Raw genomic sequence first — 18,079 nt, 5'->3', positions numbered from 1 at the left:
TTTTCCAACGGTCTTAACTATGATTGGTTCATTCAATCAATCTTCATCTCCAATCCACTCTTAACTAGGTCCCTAATCATAGTCCATCATTAAATCATTCCAATCACTGTCGATGGTGGTGCGTTACGACGGATTGTTAGCTTGAAGTTAAAGCGGAAATTTTGGCCGTCTAACGCACCCTACGTTTTTCTGGATGTTGTCAAATTTTCTCTTGACAAAAGCCTCTTGACAGGATACTATATTCATAATGGAAAATCCGTGCGCCTACGAACCCTATTTTCCTAAGCATTTAAACTCTGACTCATCTTAATTCTGCCTGCCGGAGTTGCGACAACATAGTTTTATAGTTCTCCATAATTGTTTGGGTATGGGGATGATTTTCCCCTAATACTTGGGTAGCAATATTAATCGCTTCTCGATAGAGAGGTTCCGCTTCTGAGTATCTGCCTTGAGAATGGTACAAGTGTGCTAAATTGTTGAGGGAAAGTGCCACAGAGGGATGATTGTCTCCTAAAAGTCGTTTATCCAAATCTAAAGCTTCTCGATAGAGAGGTTCCGCTTCTGTGTACCTGCCTTGGCAATCGTACAATGCTGCTAAATTGTTGAGGGAAGTTGCCACATGAGGATGATTGTCTCCTAAGCGAGTTCGAGTTGCGGTTAAACAATCTTGATAGTAAGGTTCAGCAATAGCATACAATCCTTGTCCTTTATAATAACGAGCTAAACCCGTATAGGACGAAACTAAATCCTCATCAGCGATATATTCTGGATATTCCCTGACAGCTTGTTCAATATGGGGAATTAAGGGAGTCAGATTTTGAATAATATCTAGAGTAGGAGTTTGGGGGACTGTTCTCGATGTATCTGTCATCACCGTACAATAACGACTTTTTGCGGTATTGGCTATCTCGGAACCTTCTAATTTTTCCCGTAGATAAAGACGGATGAGGGGATGCAGTTGATACCATTCATTGCCTAAAGATTTCAGCAAATTAAGCTTAACCAAGCTATCGGTTAACCATTTTTCTATCTCGTCTTTAGCTTCATCAGAAAATAAACTGATGATTAAGTGCTTGGGAAAAGGTGCCGAAGCAAATAAACTGAGACAAAGAGCTAATTTTTGTTCTTCTGTTTCTAACAGTTGCCAACTGAGATCCAGAATTGTTTTAATACTGCGGACTTCCTCCTTATCGGAGTTGAGATATTTTAAGCCTTTTTTGGGGAATTTTTCCTTGATATTTGCTAAAGTTTCAGTGGTTGCTTGTCTCAGAAAACTGCCTAGTAATTGTAATCCTAGAGGCAAATATCCTAAACACTGACAAAGTTGCTTGGCTGCCTCTAACTCCGCGGTTAGACGTTCTTTTCCTAAGTAGGTTTGCAGTAAATCTAAAGCTTGCGCTGCTGTGAGAACATCTAAGTTTATCGTTGACATCGATACCCCTAAGTAACTAAAGCGAGTGGTAATTAAAACCTGAAAACGAGAGTCTTTTTCCGGTGGTAGATAAGATTTAATTTGGTCGTAGTCACGCACATCATCAAAAATAATTAAAGCATTTCCCTCGGGCCAATTTTGCCAACAGTAACGCACTCGTTCACTTAAGGTTCCCTGATTGGGGATGTTTAAACCCAGGTATTCTCTGGCAAAAAATAAAATAGCCAAACCGGGGTCACTGTTAAGGACATTTATCCAACAAATACCCGCAGGATAATCCCCTTTATGTTGCCAAGCATACTGTAAAGCTAATTCAGTTTTGCCCGAACCTCCCATCCCACTTAAAACAATTAGGGAAGATTGCTGAAAAGCTTGATGAATCCGGGATAATTCCTGTTCTCTACCAACAAAGTTAACTGCTGTTCCTGGTAAATTATAGGGATCATGAACGGTATTTTTATCGGTAAATAGCTGATTATAGTTGGTAGCTTGGGTTGAATTTTCCGTTAAAAATAATCGCAGGAAAAACCAAGAATTTAAATCTGGCATATACCGAATAACTTTGTTAGTAAAATCATGATTCATCCACCAAATTTGTCGGAGATTAAAGCGAGCTAAATTTTCTCGATTGAAATTAATTAATTGCAAGGCATCTACTAGGGAAACATCAGAAAAAGCGGTTTCAAAACCAGTAATTGATACTACTCCCGACTCCAATTCTGCCAATTGTGTTAACAAGAAGTTCAAGACAAAAGAAGGTTTTTCCCATATTGGTAAGACAATTTTATGAAAAATAATGCCTTGTTCTTGGAGTTTATTCTCTAATTCTCTAACTACTTGCTGACGGGAAAACTCATCATAAAATTCCACCCTAGCTAAACCTCTAGATGGTCTTCGTCCCCACAATAGCAAACGAGCTGCCGTATGGGAAATAGTACCCGGTTCTAACTCCGATTGATTAGTTTGATTAACTTGATGTACCACCGGGGACACCTCCATCGGGAGCAGTAGGAATACGACCTTGAGCATTTAAAATATCAACCACAAGGGGATGCACCATAAAGCATCTTTCCCCGTCTCCATCTACTTCTTGAATCGCTCGATCATTTAATAAAGCGTATAATATCTCATTGGGAATTTGTGCTTCTGGATTAGCATCATAAATTCGTTTTAACAATGCTACCTTATCCCCATAACTAACATGATCGATATCATAAGGATTTTGGCCTAAACGTCTTTCATATTCTGTTCTTAAACTGCGAATTGCCCTGCTAATATGACTAGAAATGATCAGATTTTGTTGATTGACAATTGCCTCATCAGAAGCTTCTCTAACTAAATAAAATAAATCTCTGATATTGCCACCAGAGGCAATAATAACCCGCTCTATTTGTCCATCTTCAAATAAATTAGATTTAACTCTTGCTTCTAAAACTTTTCTCACTGCTTCCCGTCCTTTTTGGTTAGGAGTATGATCTTTTTGGCAAAAAACTGGAGTATCGGGAATCAGGAGATTATGGTCAAAAGTGAGGTTAATCCCGGGAGATGAATTATACAATCCAATCGGAATATTAAAAATAATGTGAATGTCTAAATCTTTGAAAATGTTAGAATAGTTTAAAAATAAATACCTGACCGCTTCTTGTGAAACACCAGCTTTATCGAAGTCCTCTCCAATAATTAGCCAGCTTCTCTGCATAGTTTCCTGTAAGTTCTGATTACACTCTTTCAGGAGTTTATTAGCAATATTAATTAAATCTCTGGAACGGGAAAGACGGTATTCAACAACTTTTTTCTCTCGCGAGGAAGCAAACCGGAATTCTCCCGTGAGAGAGGCAAAAAGTCCGAGAATTTTATTCCAGAAAGAATCTTCCTTTACTCCCGCTCCTGCTTCCGTTTTGATTTGACTTTCTCTGGTTTCCTTGCGGTTGAATTCTTCAGAACTAAACCAATCCCAAAGCTTTTGTAAATTTTCATCACTGAGTTGTCGAGAAATTTTAGCGGTTTTCTCAACAATTTCCACCACCATAAAGAGAAACACATCAAGGGGACTGAAATTAATCGCATCGAGTTCACTTAAAACACTAAATCGCAGGGGTTCAAAATGCTGTTTAATCTCATGATCATTAATTAAACGAGTTAATTCTGTCGATTTGCCTACCCCCGTGTGTCCCATTAAACAGGCTTTGTAATATTGTTGCGTATCTATGACCCGTTTTAACCCTAATTTTAGACGTTCAATTTTATCTTCCCCTCTCACCCGATTCATTTCTTCTCGATAAAAAGCATCTATTTCCTTCTGAGTTAATAGGGGTTCAGGAGATATAGTTAAATAGATTTCATCAAGAGTAGTCGCAGGTTCAAAGCGAGTCAGAGAGGGGTGTTGCCTAGAGACAGGAAAAATTATTCTCTGGAGATACTTTTTATTATATAAGTAGCTGGTTATAATTAAATTAAAAATGGATTTTAGGTTCGATCCCCCCTAGCCCCCCTTGATAAGGGGGGAAGCCGAAGGCGGGGGGATCCCCCTTAATAAGGGGGGCATCTGAAAGTTTTTAATACCCACCTAATTATTCAGCAAACCATATTTAAGCGGGAAAAATCCCTTTTATGTAGTCTGTGATACTGTTTTTTGGATTGAGATCGTCTAAGGTCAAAGAAATTGCTTCTAGGGTTCCGATTTAAGCGTCTTTAAATGTCAGGTCCGAGAGGAGCAAGCTAGTCTTAAATGATCGAATCAAAAATTTTTTCCATCTAAGCTGGCTACACGGCGGGATAAAAGCCCGGGAGACTTTAAGGATAACTGTTTTAAGGCAGTGTCTTTGAAGACTCCCGGGTTATTGTATTTTGAGGTGAAATGATGTCCGAGGAATCTACTTTTCAACCCCCGCGTTTAACCGAAGCTGAACAGGCCCTAGAAAAAGAACGCCATTTGCCCCTAACCGGTTGGCAACAGGAAGTTTCCCAGGGGTTAACCTACGGTTTAGAGGCGGCCGATAGTATTCGCGATCGCAGTATTCCCACCTTTTCCAGGGGTGAGTTACCCCACTATGCGGGAATTAACACCTTTATGAAGGCTCCCTATTTGGAAGATGTGCGGAATGTGGGCAATTATGACGTGGCAATCGTGGGTGTTCCCCATGATTCGGGGACAACTTACCGACCTGGAACTCGTTTTGGTCCCCAGGGAATTCGGCGGATTTCGGCTCTTTATACGCCCTACAATTTTGAATTAGGGGTAGATTTGCGCGAACAAATTACGCTCTGTGATTTGGGGGATATTTTCACCATTCCTGCTAATAATGAAAAGTCCTTTGATCAAATCTCTAAGGGGGTTGCCCATGTCTTTAGTTCTGGTGCCTTGCCGATTATTTTAGGGGGTGATCATTCCATTGGTTTTCCGACAGTGCGCGGTATTTGTCGGCATTTAGGGGATAAAAAAGTCGGTATTATTCACTTTGATCGCCATGTGGATACCCAGGAAACGGATTTAGATGAACGGATGCACACTTGCCCCTGGTTTCATGCCACCAATATGAAAAATGCTCCTGCTAAGAATCTCGTCCAATTAGGGATTGGGGGTTGGCAAGTTCCCCGTCAAGGTGTTAAAGTTTGCCGCGAGCGGGCCACTAATATTTTGACCGTCACCGACATTGTAGAACGAGGCATTGATGCTGCCGCCGAATTTGCCTTAGAACGAGCTTTAGATGGTACGGATTGCGTTTGGATTAGTTTTGATATTGATTGCATTGATGCCGGTTTTGTCCCCGGTACAGGTTGGCCGGAACCGGGCGGTTTATTACCCCGTGAAGCCCTAGCTTTATTAGGTAAAATTATCCAAAAAGCTCCCATTTGTGGCATGGAAGTGGTGGAAGTTTCCCCTCCCTACGATATTAGTGATATGACCTCTTTGATGGCTACCCGTGTTATTTGTGATGCCATGGCTCATCTGGTTATTTCAGGTCAATTACCGCGTAAAGAAAAGCCCTATTATATTCATCCTGAAGCCAATATGGAGGTTGATGAACCTTGGCAGTAATTTCCTATGCACGAAACTGATATGACCAAGGCGTTAATTATGACAGTTCGAGATTGGTATGATAGCCAACCTGAAAAGCTCAAAATTGAAAAAATTCATCTCATGGTTGGTGAATTTACCTGTGTTGAACCGGTCAGTTTACAATTTGCCTTTGAAGTTCAAACTGCCAATACTTTTCTTGCTGGCGTGGAATTAGCCATTAAAAATATTCCCCTAATTGCTTATTGTCATTGCTGCCAAAAAGATTATCAACCCCAAATTGGCCAGCAATATTCCTGCCCAACTTGCCGATCACCGATGGAGGATATTCGTTCAGGTCGAGAGTTAAAAATTGACCACATTGAATATTCTTTACTTTCTTAAAAAAAGTTAGGCGATCGCTTATACAAGTTCGATGATCAATTATTCATTCTCAACTAAAATGCACCAAACTTTTGACGCAGCCCTAGAAATTAATCTACTTCATGCCAATCAAACAGGAGCCGATCACAACCGGGAACATTTTGACGAGTGGGGCATTACCTGTTTAAACCTGATGAGTAGTCCTGGTGCCGGTAAAACTGTGTTATTGGAAAAAACCCTCGCAGCCTTAAAAGATCAATTAAAAATGGCTGTTATTGAAGGAGATATGACCACAGAACTAGATGCAGAGCGCCTGAGACAATATGGAGTTCCCGTGATTGCCATTAATACGGGTCGCTCCTGTCACTTAGATTCCAAAATGGTAGCTGGGGGAATTCATCGTTTCAAAGAAGATTACAACCCCAAAGAGTTTGATTTATTGTTGGTAGAAAATGTGGGAAATTTAGTTTGTCCCGCCGAATTTGAGGTAGGGGAACACGCTAAAGTTGCTCTATTAAGTATTACTGAAGGAGAAGATAAACCCCTCAAATATCCAATTATGTTTCAAGAAGCGGATTGTCTGATTATTACCAAATTAGATCTGGCTCCTTATTTAGAGATTGATTTAAAACGTTTAGAGGCAAATGTTCGCTCTATGAATCCCGATGTAAAGATTATCGCTCTTTCTGCTCAAACAGGAGAAGGTTTAGAAGAGTGGTTAAATTGGCTAAAAAGCCAAGTCAATAGACCGAGTTTTTTGAATTGTTAATCAGTAACAGTTTTTGAGATTTATTTCTGTTTTACTAGCTGTCATCTCTAAAGGCTATTACCTATGAAACGGCGCAATTTTTTCTCCTTACCTCTCGTTTTTTTTAGTAGCTTACTCCTGACCATTAGTTGTAATCAAGCTCCTCAGCAAACCCCCAATGCAAGTATTTCTCTGAGTAATACTGCCCCCATTGTCATCGGTTATAGTAATTGGGCCGGTTGGTGGCCATGGGCGATCGCTGAAGAAGAGGGATTATTTGCTAAAAATGGGGCTAATGTTCAAATGAAATGGTTTGATGGTTATCTTGAATCCTTACAAGCTTTAGCTGCCGGACAATTAGATGGAAATAGTCAAACTCTCAACGATACAATCGCTTTTGCAGGAGATGCAGTGAATGGTCAAGTTGCTGTTTTAGTCAATGATAATTCGTCAGGAAATGATAAAATTATTGTCACAGAAGAGATTAAAACTATTCAAGATTTAAAAGGCAAAAAAGTTGCTGTCGAAGAAGGCGTTGTCGGTGACTTTCTCCTCAGTTTAGCCCTAGAAAAAGAAGGAATGAGCCGTAAAGATGTGCAAATTGTCCCCATGGAAACAGGGGCTGCTGCTGCCGCTTTTGCATCGGGAAAAGTAGATGCAGTTGGTGCTTTTCCACCTTTTTGGTCAACAGCACTTAAACGAAAAGGTTCTAAAGAATTAATTAGTTCTAAAGCTTTTCCAGGTGCTATTCCTGATTTGTTAGTTGTCAGTGCCAAATTAATCAAAGAAAAACCAGAACAGGTTCAGGCTCTTGTCAAAACCTGGTTTGATGTTCGAGAGTTTATGGCTAAAAATCCCCAAAAAGCCGATGAGATTATGGCCAAGCGTGCGGGCATTAGTCCAGAAGAATTAGCCCTATATAAAGAGGGAACGAAGTTTTTTACCTTAGAAGAAAACCTAGAAGCCTTTAGTCCAGGGAAAACCATGAAAAATATGCCCTTTGCTGCTCAAAAAATGGCTGATTTTATGATGGAAGTTGGCTTTATTAAAAAAGTACCCGATCTAACAACTATTCTAGATTCCCAATTTGTCAAAGCCTTGGCAAATCAAGACAAAAAAGCCTAATTAGCCCCTCTTGTAGATCGAGAAATTAAAGGTTCCAATTCTCTATCTACAAGAGGGATTAGGGAGACAAGTTGACTGCAAGAATTGTTTGATAACTGGGTGATATTGGCTATCAAAATTATTCTTTTCTTTGGCAAATACCATGACCACAACACCTAAAACGCTTCCTCAAAGCACTTTTTGGCGGATTACCGAGGATATTCCCGAATCCCTCAAATGGACTTTAATGGTTTCCTCTATTATTGTCCCGCTGATTTTCTGGTTACTAATCTCTAGTTTTGCGGGCATTGAATCCGTATTTTTGCCTTCTCCTTTAGCCGTTATTCAGGCCTTAGGAAAATTGGCAGAACAGGGCTTTTTAATTCAAGATACTATGACCAGTTTTTTACGAGTAGTTGGGGGCTTTTTTTTAGGAGGATTGTTTGCTATTCCCCTCGGCATTTTAATGGGAACTTTTCCGAGTATTCGCAGTTTAATGGAACCGATCATTGGCGTTGTACGTTATATGCCCGCTCCTGCTTTTATTCCCCTATTGGTTATTTATTTGGGTATTGGAGAAACATCAAAAATTATGCTGATTTTTATCGGGACAATTTTCTTTAATACCCTGATGATTATGGATGCAGTTAAGTTCATTCCCCGTGAATTGATCGAAGTAACTTATACCCTTGGAGGAACTCGAAAACAGGTTTTATTTAAAGTGATTACTCCCTATATTATTCCTAATGTTATCGATACTTTTCGTGTTAATATGGCGGCCGCCTGGAATTTGGTAGTGGTGGCGGAATTAGTGGCGGCCGATAATGGATTAGGCAAACGCATTTTATTAGCCCAGAAATTTCTGAGAACCGATGAAATTTTTGCCTGTTTAATTGTACTAGGAATTATTGGCTTTGCTCTAGATTTAAGTTTTCGTTTGTTTTTGCAGTGGACTTGTAAATGGTCAATTACTCGTTAACTTAAAAACTCAATAACAGAGTTTATTCTGTCACCAATAAAGTTATTTTAATGATAAGAGAAGAACCTTAATGCACTTAGAAATTACTCAACTCAATAAAATTTTCACCACTAAACGAGGTGCTGTGGTCGCTCTGAAAGATATTAATTTACACGTTGAAAGTGCTGAATTTGTCTGTGCGGTCGGGGCCTCTGGTTCGGGAAAATCAACTTTGTTGCGAATGATTGCGGGTTTAGAGCTGCCCACTTCCGGCAAAATTACCGTTGATGGTGTTGAAGTGACAGGGCCAGGAGCCGATCGCGGCATGGTTTTTCAAAATTATACACTCTATCCCTGGATGACGATCCAAAAAAATGTTGAATTTGGCTTAAAACTACAGGGATTATCGACAAAAGAATGCTGGGAAGTGGCCTGTTATTATCTGGATATTGTCGGTTTAACCCAATTCGCTAATGCTTACCCCAGAGAACTATCGGGTGGGATGAAACAACGGGTTGCGATCGCCCGCTCTCTTGCCTGTCATCCCAAAGTTTTATTAATGGACGAACCCTTTGCGGCTTTAGATGTACAAACCAAAGAAAGAATGCACGAATATTTAATTGAAATTTGGCAAAAAATCAGGTGTAGTATTTTAATGATTACCCATGATGTGGATGAAGCGGTTTTTTTGGCTCAACGTATTTATGTTTTGAGTGCTAGGCCGGGGACTATACAACGGGAATTAACAATTAATTTACCCCTAGATCGTAATCATAAAATTAAACGACAAGCTCAGTTTTATGACTATACGGATGAAATTTACGGCCTGCTACGGGGTGAGAAATACTAGAAAAAACTAGGGATCATCAAGAGTAGTCCCTGGTTCAAAACGAGTTAGAGCAGCAAAAATCATCCTTTAGAGATACTTTCCGTTATCTAGCATCGCCAAACAGCGATCGCTCGCTGCTGCCGCCAACCCTAGATCAGTGATAGAACAGTTGTTCAACCATTAAGATTTTGTGATAATACTGGGTAAGTGTGATCTAAAGTACAGCTTTTTTTGGGAAAGTTTCTCCATCGGTGCTGCCTTGGGGCGCAAATATGATAGAATGAGACTAAATTGATACAAAACTTTACTTCAAGGTGAATCTATGCCGTTTACGATCGAATCAGCGCGGAGCATTTTCCCCAACACGCTATCAGCGGATGTGGTTCCCGCCACGATTGCGCGTTTCAATCAGCTGAATACCGAAGATCAACTAGCCTTGATTTGGTTTGCCTACCTAGAAATGGGCAAAACCATCACCGTTGCCGCCCCCGGCGCTGCTAGTATGGTGTTTGCCGAAAAAACCATGAATGAAATTCGGCAGATGTCACCCCTGCAACAGTCGCAGGTGATGTGCGACTTAGCGAACCATGCTGACACCCCGATTTGTCGTACCTACGGCACTTGGTCTGCTAATATCAAGCTGGGATTCTGGTATCAATTAGGACAATGGATGGAAGATGGCAGTGTTGCCCCAATTCCCAAGGGTTATGAACTATCTGCTAATGCTAGTGCCGTTTTAGACGGGATTAAAAAATTAGAGTCGGGACAACAAATCACCGTTCTGCGGAATTGTGTGGTGGATATGGGCTACGATCCCAAGAAACTGGGCGATTATAACCGTATTTCCGAACCCGTGGTTCCTCCCCAAAATATTGCCGAACGGACTAAAGTTAGCATTGAAGGCGTTACCAATGCCACCGTCCTCAACTATATGGACAACCTCAACGCTAATGATTTTGATGTATTAATTGAATTATTCACCCCTGACGGCGCTCTGCAACCACCTTTCCAACGTCCCATCGTCGGTAAAGAGGCAGTATATCGCTTTTTCCGCGAAGAATGTCAAAATTTGAAATTAATCCCCGAACGCGGTGTAGTGGAACCCGCCGATGACGGTTTTACTCAGATTAAAGTGACGGGAAAAGTACAAACCCCCTGGTTTGGTGCGGGTGTGGGTATGAATATGGCATGGCGCTTCCTCCTAACTCCTGATAATAAAATTTTCTTCGTAGCGATCGATTTATTAGCTTCTCCGAAAGAATTATTAAACTTTGCCCGTGGCTAAATAGCTACTGAGAGAAATCATTAAAAATTCTGATGAAACTTATTAGAGTTCCTTGTCAAGTGAACTCTTTTTTTTCTACAATTAAAAGGCTGACTTAAAAAATTGGGAAATACACCGGTTTCTTCTCTGATCTAGGTAAGAATAACTAAACAATCATTCTTAACAGATGTCGGCGAAAAGAGTCATGGTAGTTCAAAAACCCAAAATTATCATCCCTAAAACTAAAATCATGCCTATGAGTGAAATAATTTGGTCAGATACGGAACAAGAAATTGCTCAAACTGCTTTCCAAAAAGCCTATCAGCGAGAAACTAGCACTTTAATAGAACATATTAAAGAACAGTCTGGTCAGATCACGGTTTTAGATGATATCTGGCAAATGCACGATTATCTAAGCGCCCGACGACATCAGATTGATGGTAAATATGACTATCGCTATACTTCCCTAATTTTTGTCTTTGCCCAACTGTTAAAGGAAGGATGGTTAAAGCTAGAGGATCTCAACGGTTTGGAAAAAGATAAACTAGCAAAAATCGCTGCCCTCTCGCGAATGTAAATTAATGATTAGCATTAAGCTATCAGCTTTCTGCTCCTAGTTGGGTGACTAAAAAATTCATCTCTAGATAATCAACCCCGTCTTAAGTTTTTCCTAAGCGGCAACCAATCCCGCTAGAATGAGTCAATCATCCCGATCGCTTATCGCTTGTTTTGCACTTTTGGTTTATGTTCAAAAATCTTTTACTTCCCCTAGGAATATCTATCTTTCTCGGTGTTTGTCAATCTTTGTCAGCCGCCGAATCAGCTATCATCAAATACTACATCTTCCAAGGGTCTGTATCGGTATCAGAATTAAAGCAATTGAGCGAAACAGGCGAATTAGCTCCCGCTTTAGCGGCACAATTAAAGATGGCTAACCAAAAACCCGAAGAATTCCGTAAAATCCTTAATCGTCGGGTAGCGGTGGATGCCGTCTTTCTTTCCAAATTTCTTAATAGTTTTTTTGGCGAAAGTTTGCTAGATTATGCCGCCGAAATTGTCCACACCCCCAATCGGGCTGCTAGTCGGCAAGCTTTACGGGGTTCCTTAGTCACTTCTGCCCTCAACGATAACGAGATTCAAATCATCGAAGTCCTCGACAATTATCCCACCAGCGAGGTTCATGTGGATGGCAATCGTCTGCTGGATTTAATCAACCAAATTGAATCAGTATTGAAAAAAATGCCCCGTTTACCTTTCTGATACCAAATCCGCCTTTCAGGTTTTCGTGAATTGCGCTGTAAATTGAATAAATTAGGATAATCTGGTAGGAATAATGACCACTTCTTTGTCTCAAAGGAAAACAGTTAGCGGCAAACCTTTTTTAAAGTGGGCGGGAGGCAAAACTCAACTGGTTCCCAATATTCTATCTTTGATTAATTCCCAGATTTCTCAAGATTGTCAGTTTAACTACATTGAACCTTTTGTCGGAGGTGGGGCAGTTTTATTCTCAGTCTTAAATAATTTTTCTTCTGTCCAAAAAGTCATTATTAATGACATCAATCCTGATTTAATCAGGGCTTATAATGTTATTAAAAATAATGTCAAAGAATTAATAGTCAAGCTTAAAAAAATTCAGCAGGATTTTTATGAACTTAAAAATCTAGAGGAACAACAAAAGTTTTTTTTTGATAAAAGAATAGAATTTAATTCTCGCAGCTGCGATGACGATCTAGAAAAAACAGTTTTGTTATTATTTCTCAATAAAACTTGTTTTAATGGACTTTATAGAGTCAATAGCAAAGGACTCTTTAATGTCCCTTTTGGAAAATATGTCAAACCATTGATCTGCAATGAAGAAAACTTATTAGCTGTCAACCATCATTTACAAAAAGTAACGATCCTACAAGGAGATTTTGTCCAAACCCTAAATTATGCCAATAACAAGACTTTATTTTATTTTGATCCTCCCTATAAACCGATTAAAAAAACATCAGCTTTTACCTCTTATACTAAAGAAGATTTTAACGATGAGGAGCAAATAAGATTAAAACAATTTATCGATCAAGTGGATCAGGCCGGTTATAAATTTATTTTAAGTAATTCCGACGTTAAAAACTTTGACTCTGACAATAATTTTTTTGATGATTTATATAAAGATTATAATATTCAAAGGGTAAAAGCCCGACGAAATATTAATTCCCAGGGCAATAATAGGGGAGAAATCTGGGAATTACTGATCAATAATTGACAAAAATTAAGCCTAACAGAAAAGACGACATGAATAAAAATATTTCTTCAAGAGCTCGAGGGTGGCAAGCTGTATTCGATAGATACAACTTGCACGATCATGATTTTTGTAACCATCCTTATTTTATTAAGGCTGAACAGATTAAAGCAGCAACAAAACATTTTGAAACTACAGGGGAAAGAGAAGTAAGAATTTTATGTAAACAAGATACAAGAGAAAGCCGTCCAGAAGTTTTTAAAAAGCTAGGATTGTTTATTTTACCAGTCAAGAATGGAGAGTATGTGATCTTAAAGGGCGAGGGTTATGTTGATATTCCTATCATAGAAACACCCATACAAAATTATCAAACTTTATTAGATTTTCAATTAGAAACTTCTTTGATAGGTGATTCAGAAATGCAACATCTGGACTTCGCTTACGCATCGAGTCTAATTCGTCACTTTATCAAAGATAATAGCCTAGTATTAACCATTCGTGGTAGAAAATATACCCCTGAATTTACACTAAAAATTAATGATCATGTTCTTAAAATTAAAGGTGTACAAACAGAGGTGGATGCAGGATATGAAGGCAAGAACCAAATTGTCCTGATTGAAGCCAAAAACTTAAGTATAGACAATGTAATTATCAGACAGTTGTATTATCCATCTAGACAATGGCAACTGCATACTAAAAAGAAAATTGTTACACTATTTTTTGCTAAGAAATCAAATATATATTATTTATGGAAATTCGAGTTTGAAAATCCAGACAATTATAATAGTATTAAGCTGGTGGACTCAGCGAGATTTGAAATCATAAGCTAAATTTATCGTAGTTCTCATATCAGTTAGACACAATTAACTGATTGTTGATTAAGCGTATCAAAATCTAGAATGTCTCTCATGATAACACTAGAATAAACCGACCATTTTGATCTGCAAAAAATGCCTCGTTTACCCTTGTAATAACATTTTTCAAAACCTGTAGCATACTTATAGAAAAGATAATTAAATCGTCAGCAAGTAATCTTAATTTAGCCTCAATTTTGCTTTTTAAATCGGGTCGGCTTTTAATGATTATCTTAAAAGCTCGTTTAAAGGATGAGCTTAGAATTAATTTAGTCATTGTTTAATTCTGCGATAATATCATCAATGTTTCCCCGAAAGACTTTCCCTTGTTGGTAGTCTTGACGCGCTTGATGGATATTCTTGGCGATTTCTTCTCGTCTTTTTTCAATTTGTCTATGTCGAATAATACTGATTAAATCATCTTGTTCATCACAGGAAAGATTGTCAATCATTTCTAAAATTTGATAAAATTGAATAGTTTGTGACATTGTTGCTTTTCCTTTTTCAAATTAAAGAATCAATTTATTATCAGTACCTAAGTAAAATTAATTACACAGAGCTAACTACCTCTTGCATGAGTGCCTATTTTTTAAGCTTTCCTTGGCTTCTTCAATGGTTTCTCCTTGACCATTTGCACCTGGGATTTCAGGACAAATCGCCCAGTATCCCCCTTCTGTTGCCGCTTCAATGATAGCAGTAAACTCCCCTTTCATGATAGTCTCCTTCGATAATATATTAGATATAGCACCCATGCAAAAGTGAAGTGCAACCCCCTGGATTGACAGAGGTAAGCCCCTAGAGATAGTCTGAAGTTTCTGACAAGAGAAAGACTATCCGAGCGCCTATATCCATCTTAAGCCAAAAATTTGCTTTGACCATAGTATCCATCTCACCAATGGCAATTAATTTGGCACGACTACGTTTACCCTTCTGAGTATGAATTTTATCTGCAATCATCCCTCGATCGAGCATTGTTTAAAACAACAATTAATTAATATTTTTCCAGAAAACAACCATAAATTAACTTTCTATCGTTGCCCAAAAACTGATATTATCCTCTATCGTTCACCTCTGTTTTATTATTTTACGTCCGCTCAATGTCAAACCATATTTAACCATTTAATCGTCCTTTTTCCGCAAATTCAGCTTAAAGAAGGATGGCTAGAATTATTATTAGATCAGCAATTTTTGTCCTTTTGGTTACTGAAACTAAACGATTTAATCGAGCAATTTTTCTCCGATCAGCTTCCTCTTCATCCCAGAGGAGAATTTTTCTTTTTATTTCAATACACTCACGCTCGCTATTCTAGTTGGTTACAACTGCTCAATCGGGAAAAAATTAGTTTAACCGAGCCAGAACTATTATCATGGCATCATCCCGCCGAAATAGCCTTAATCCTGCAAATTTTAACCGTTTGTGATTGTTGGGAAGGCCAGAAACTCTATCCCCTAACTGCGAATTTGTGCGAAGCGATGCTCAATTTTGAGCGTAACTGTCGCATTATTGGAGAATCGGCCCCAATTCAGAGATCGAGATTAATCCTGATTAGCGTCAGTCAAAAACTACTTAACCGTCTTCTCCGTCAAAAATGGCAACTGCTGCCGATGACGGAACTATAAAAATATTAACTTTTATGAATTTAGTGGACAAAACCATCAGCTTATGATAAATTTTAATTAGTGTGAGGAGCGAACCAGAATAGAGAGCCGAGACGAAACATGGACAGTCGCCGGCTCTCTTTCTGTTATTCAGGAATTATTTTCTTCTTGGCGATATTTAATAAAAGTGGGCAAATCAACCCGAAAAGAGGAATATTTCGGGGAAGGGGAGATGATAGGTGCGGGCCAATCCCTATCTTTCTTCTTTAAGGATTCTACTGGCTCAATTGTCTCTAATTCCGCTAAAAACTCATCGATGGGAGCCACCTCATCCCTTTCTTGATTCTCTGTCTGAGACCAAGGCTCGATTGCGGCTGCCTTGGCGACAATGGCTAAATCCGGGGGAGAATTGCGATCGCTACCGCGCTGGAAATACTGGGCCAAGGCCGCTTTATACTGGAGGGTGTAGCGTTGCTGACGTTGGAGACGGGTGCGTAATTCCTGCAATTGCTGGTCATAGTTGCACAGTTTTTGGCTTTTTTCCTGATAACTTTCCTGAATTAAGGCACATTCTCGCTCTAAACGGGCTAATTGTTGACGCGTGCGGGTCAATTCTGCGGTCAAATTGGCAATAATCATCGGTTGCCGTTGTTCTGCTTGACGATACTGTTCGATTTCCCCTAAAGCTCGCTGTAATTGTTGCTTTTCGTATTGCAGTTCCTCGTTTTGCTGCTGGATTAGGGTATCGCAACTTTGCCAGCGACGATGTTGCTCGGCTAACTGCGATCGCAGTTCCCCGAGAGCTTGCTCCCGTCGCCAGATCTCCGCTTGTAATTCTTGATTTTGTTGACGTAAATGAGAGGATAGAGCTGCCCAATCTGTCTCATCTGTTGATTGACTCTCATGCTCGACAATTTCAGCAGTAATGACAGTATCCGCATGGGTGAGATGATCGAGGTACAGGTCGGAATTATCGTTCATAAAAGCCAAAGGATGAGGAAACCTAGAAGTTTAGAGACGTTAAAAGCCTTCTATCGTTCCCCAAAAAAAATGGGAACCGCATTGTTAGAGACTGCCGCGCGGTTCCACTGCCGATCCTTAAGAGGAGAACACTATAAATAACCATAAGCTTATTAGGAATTTTTGTCAATACTTAATGAGAAGTTTTTTCAATAAGTTGGAGGGGAGGGGAATCGACTAATTCCTAGATAGGGTTGGCTGAATAAATCTAAAAACCTTGTTGAGTAAGACTTTTAGACTTTTTTGCCATCAAAAAGTGCCAGCCATAAAACCCCACACCCCCCCAGCCCCCCCGATGTCGGGGGGGTTGGGGGGCCACACCCCACACCCACGAAAAACTTTTTGCCGCAAACCCTAGATATCTATTGATACAAGCACTGGTCGAGCGGGTTAGTGGCTCGATGTGCTTCAATAATTCTATAGTTTTTATTTTCCTTGTCGTATCATGCCACGTCCCCCGAAGAAAACCCCTAGCACCCCTGAACCCCCCGAAGGGCCAATTAAAGCCACTCCTCCCCTACAACCTCTACAAATTATTAAAAAGGGTTCTAGAGCCGCAGTACCCCCCAAACCCCCGGAAACCCCTTCAGAAATCATCGAGGAAAAACCAGCCGCAGAAACGGTAAAATCAGTCAGTAGCGAGATAAAATCTCCTTTCCGTCCCCGTTCCGATTCGGCTCCTCTATTCCGAAAACCAATTCCCAAAGCAGAAATTCCCGTCATCGAAAAAGCGACGGGAGCCAATGGTGAAGTATTTAATCTGACCGATTCTGTCCTGATTACCGAACCTTTTGGTACTCGTATTGCCGCTATTATCGATAGTTTTTATGCCGATGCTCAAGGCGAAATCTGGGCGCGACTCAAACCAGTGGAAGTTAATCCCGATTGTCGCTGGGAACAGGCCTGTATTCGCTCTCAGGGTTTGGTAAAGGCCGAGTAAGACAGTTATCAGTTATCAGTTATCAGTTATCAGATTTGAGTTTTAAGTGTACAGTATTAACAAGTAATACTAAATCTGGTTATTAAAAACTGATTATTTATTCTCCGTTTTGCATGAGTGCCTCTTGCATGAGTGCCTCTCCTCATAAGTAGCCTATACTCAACGGATTTAGGATAATTTAGATAATATCTCTTGCATAATTAATTTTTGAGGGTTCAAAAACCTCAAAAATAAGGATTAAATGGCATAAAATCTGTAAATAGACCATTCAATTGATTATTATTCATTCTTAATTCTCCTGACTACTGACTCCTAACCCTAACAACTTTTATCTGATATCATGTTGAGAAAAATTCCCTCTCTAAATTTGGGTTTAAATTATGATAACTACATTCATCGAACGAGAAGCAGAACCAATTTTAATTAGTGACTTAACCTGGAGAGAATTTAAAGCTGTTGAACAGCTAATCGAGCGACTAGGGTTAAGGTTATCTTTTTTAGATGGAGTTTTGGAGATTAGAAAAATGCTTCTTTAGTAGAAATTTATTGAGAATTTTTGGGATTAGATTTTACTCCTACTGGTTTTGTCACCTTAGAAAATGAATTTGAAAAGGTTAAAAGAGAAGGTGATAAATCCTATGAGTTGGGAGCCAATAGAAAACATCCTGATTTAGTGATTGAGGTGGTTGTTAGTAGTGGAGGAATTAATAAACTGGAAGCATACAA

General features: G+C 39.5%; 18 protein-coding genes, 1 pseudogene and 1 riboswitch. Of the genes and pseudogenes, 14 read left to right on the top strand and 5 right to left on the bottom strand.

What is annotated here, in order from left to right; genetic code table 11:
• Positions 1 to 301 precede the first annotated feature (301 nt).
• Positions 302 to 2,431 (bottom strand): tetratricopeptide repeat protein, encoded by a 2,130-nt coding sequence (locus IM500_RS09500; RefSeq protein WP_502882353.1) that lies wholly within the window; start codon positions 2,429 to 2,431, stop codon positions 302 to 304.
• Positions 2,400 to 3,839, bottom strand: a complete 1,440-nt coding sequence (locus IM500_RS09495; protein ID WP_190721765.1) for a hypothetical protein — start codon at positions 3,837 to 3,839, stop codon at positions 2,400 to 2,402. Before IM500_RS09495 ends, IM500_RS09500 begins: the two co-directional genes overlap by 32 nt.
• 250 nt (positions 3,840 to 4,089) lie before the next feature.
• Positions 4,090 to 4,224: riboswitch (guanidine-I (ykkC/yxkD leader) on the top strand.
• Between the two features lie 68 nt (positions 4,225 to 4,292).
• Between IM500_RS09495 and IM500_RS09490 the strand changes: the two genes are divergently transcribed.
• The 11 genes from IM500_RS09490 to IM500_RS09440 all read left to right on the top strand — a co-directional run bounded on the left by IM500_RS09490 (position 4,293) and on the right by IM500_RS09440 (position 13,770).
• Positions 4,293 to 5,471, top strand: coding sequence for an agmatinase family protein (locus IM500_RS09490; protein ID WP_190721753.1), 1,179 nt, complete (start codon positions 4,293 to 4,295; stop codon positions 5,469 to 5,471).
• A 6-nt stretch (positions 5,472 to 5,477) separates the two neighbouring features.
• Complete coding sequence (gene hypA, locus IM500_RS09485; protein ID WP_190721754.1) at positions 5,478 to 5,834, top strand: hydrogenase maturation nickel metallochaperone HypA; 357 nt, start codon at positions 5,478 to 5,480, stop codon at positions 5,832 to 5,834.
• A 58-nt stretch (positions 5,835 to 5,892) separates the two neighbouring features.
• Complete coding sequence (hypB, locus tag IM500_RS09480) at positions 5,893 to 6,582, top strand: hydrogenase nickel incorporation protein HypB (RefSeq protein WP_190721755.1); 690 nt, start codon at positions 5,893 to 5,895, stop codon at positions 6,580 to 6,582.
• A gap of 63 nt (positions 6,583 to 6,645) precedes the next feature.
• Positions 6,646 to 7,686 (top strand): ABC transporter substrate-binding protein, encoded by a 1,041-nt coding sequence (locus IM500_RS09475; RefSeq protein ID WP_190721756.1) that lies wholly within the window; start codon positions 6,646 to 6,648, stop codon positions 7,684 to 7,686.
• A gap of 142 nt (positions 7,687 to 7,828) precedes the next feature.
• Positions 7,829 to 8,644, top strand: coding sequence for an ABC transporter permease (locus tag IM500_RS09470; protein WP_125732435.1), 816 nt, complete (start codon positions 7,829 to 7,831; stop codon positions 8,642 to 8,644).
• A gap of 70 nt (positions 8,645 to 8,714) precedes the next feature.
• The gene (locus tag IM500_RS09465; protein ID WP_190721759.1) at positions 8,715 to 9,473 is read left to right on the top strand and encodes an ABC transporter ATP-binding protein; all 759 of its coding nucleotides are present in this window, start codon (positions 8,715 to 8,717) and stop codon (positions 9,471 to 9,473) included.
• Positions 9,474 to 9,774: 301 nt separating this feature from the next.
• Positions 9,775 to 10,737, top strand: coding sequence for an orange carotenoid-binding protein (locus IM500_RS09460; protein ID WP_002733749.1), 963 nt, complete (start codon positions 9,775 to 9,777; stop codon positions 10,735 to 10,737).
• A 229-nt stretch (positions 10,738 to 10,966) separates the two neighbouring features.
• Positions 10,967 to 11,293, top strand: coding sequence for a fluorescence recovery protein (gene frp, locus IM500_RS09455; protein WP_002746320.1), 327 nt, complete (start codon positions 10,967 to 10,969; stop codon positions 11,291 to 11,293).
• A 167-nt stretch (positions 11,294 to 11,460) separates the two neighbouring features.
• Positions 11,461 to 11,976: an alpha/beta hydrolase gene (locus IM500_RS09450; RefSeq protein WP_012265171.1), complete on the top strand. Its 516-nt coding sequence runs from the start codon at positions 11,461 to 11,463 to the stop codon at positions 11,974 to 11,976.
• A gap of 73 nt (positions 11,977 to 12,049) precedes the next feature.
• The gene (locus IM500_RS09445; RefSeq protein WP_287738186.1) at positions 12,050 to 12,964 is read left to right on the top strand and encodes a DNA adenine methylase; all 915 of its coding nucleotides are present in this window, start codon (positions 12,050 to 12,052) and stop codon (positions 12,962 to 12,964) included.
• A 29-nt stretch (positions 12,965 to 12,993) separates the two neighbouring features.
• Complete coding sequence (locus IM500_RS09440) at positions 12,994 to 13,770, top strand: type II restriction enzyme (protein WP_287738185.1); 777 nt, start codon at positions 12,994 to 12,996, stop codon at positions 13,768 to 13,770.
• 293 nt (positions 13,771 to 14,063) lie between these two features.
• Here IM500_RS09440 and IM500_RS09435 read toward each other — a convergent pair whose 3' ends face one another.
• Both IM500_RS09435 and IM500_RS09430 read right to left on the bottom strand, forming a co-directional pair.
• A complete protein-coding gene (locus IM500_RS09435; protein ID WP_147069425.1) occupies positions 14,064 to 14,282 on the bottom strand; it encodes a hypothetical protein in 219 nt (72 codons plus the stop codon).
• 75 nt (positions 14,283 to 14,357) lie between these two features.
• Positions 14,358 to 14,507, bottom strand: coding sequence for a type II toxin-antitoxin system HicB family antitoxin (locus IM500_RS09430; protein WP_080949758.1), 150 nt, complete (start codon positions 14,505 to 14,507; stop codon positions 14,358 to 14,360).
• 223 nt (positions 14,508 to 14,730) lie between these two features.
• Here IM500_RS09430 and IM500_RS09425 point away from each other — a divergent pair, with 223 nt between their 5' ends.
• Positions 14,731 to 15,414 (top strand): DALR anticodon-binding domain-containing protein, encoded by a 684-nt coding sequence (locus IM500_RS09425; RefSeq protein ID WP_190717970.1) that lies wholly within the window; start codon positions 14,731 to 14,733, stop codon positions 15,412 to 15,414.
• A 129-nt stretch (positions 15,415 to 15,543) separates the two neighbouring features.
• Here the strand turns inward: IM500_RS09425 and IM500_RS09420 are convergent, their stop codons facing one another.
• Entirely contained in the window at positions 15,544 to 16,374 is an 831-nt protein-coding gene (locus IM500_RS09420; protein WP_190717973.1) for a hypothetical protein, read from the bottom strand.
• Positions 16,375 to 16,858: 484 nt separating this feature from the next.
• Between IM500_RS09420 and IM500_RS09415 the strand changes: the two genes are divergently transcribed.
• A complete protein-coding gene (locus IM500_RS09415) occupies positions 16,859 to 17,353 on the top strand; it encodes a hypothetical protein (RefSeq protein WP_190717976.1) in 495 nt (164 codons plus the stop codon).
• A 380-nt stretch (positions 17,354 to 17,733) separates the two neighbouring features.
• A pseudogene (locus IM500_RS09410) lies at positions 17,734 to 18,079 on the top strand (Uma2 family endonuclease); the annotation flags it as partial.

It is taken from the genome of Microcystis sp. M179S2, assembly GCF_020245805.1.
In the GTDB taxonomy this organism is placed as follows: Bacteria; Cyanobacteriota; Cyanobacteriia; order Cyanobacteriales; family Microcystaceae; genus Microcystis; species Microcystis aeruginosa.
Note: the sequence above shows the minus strand (reverse complement) of the source record. Positions and strands in the feature narration are given on the sequence as shown.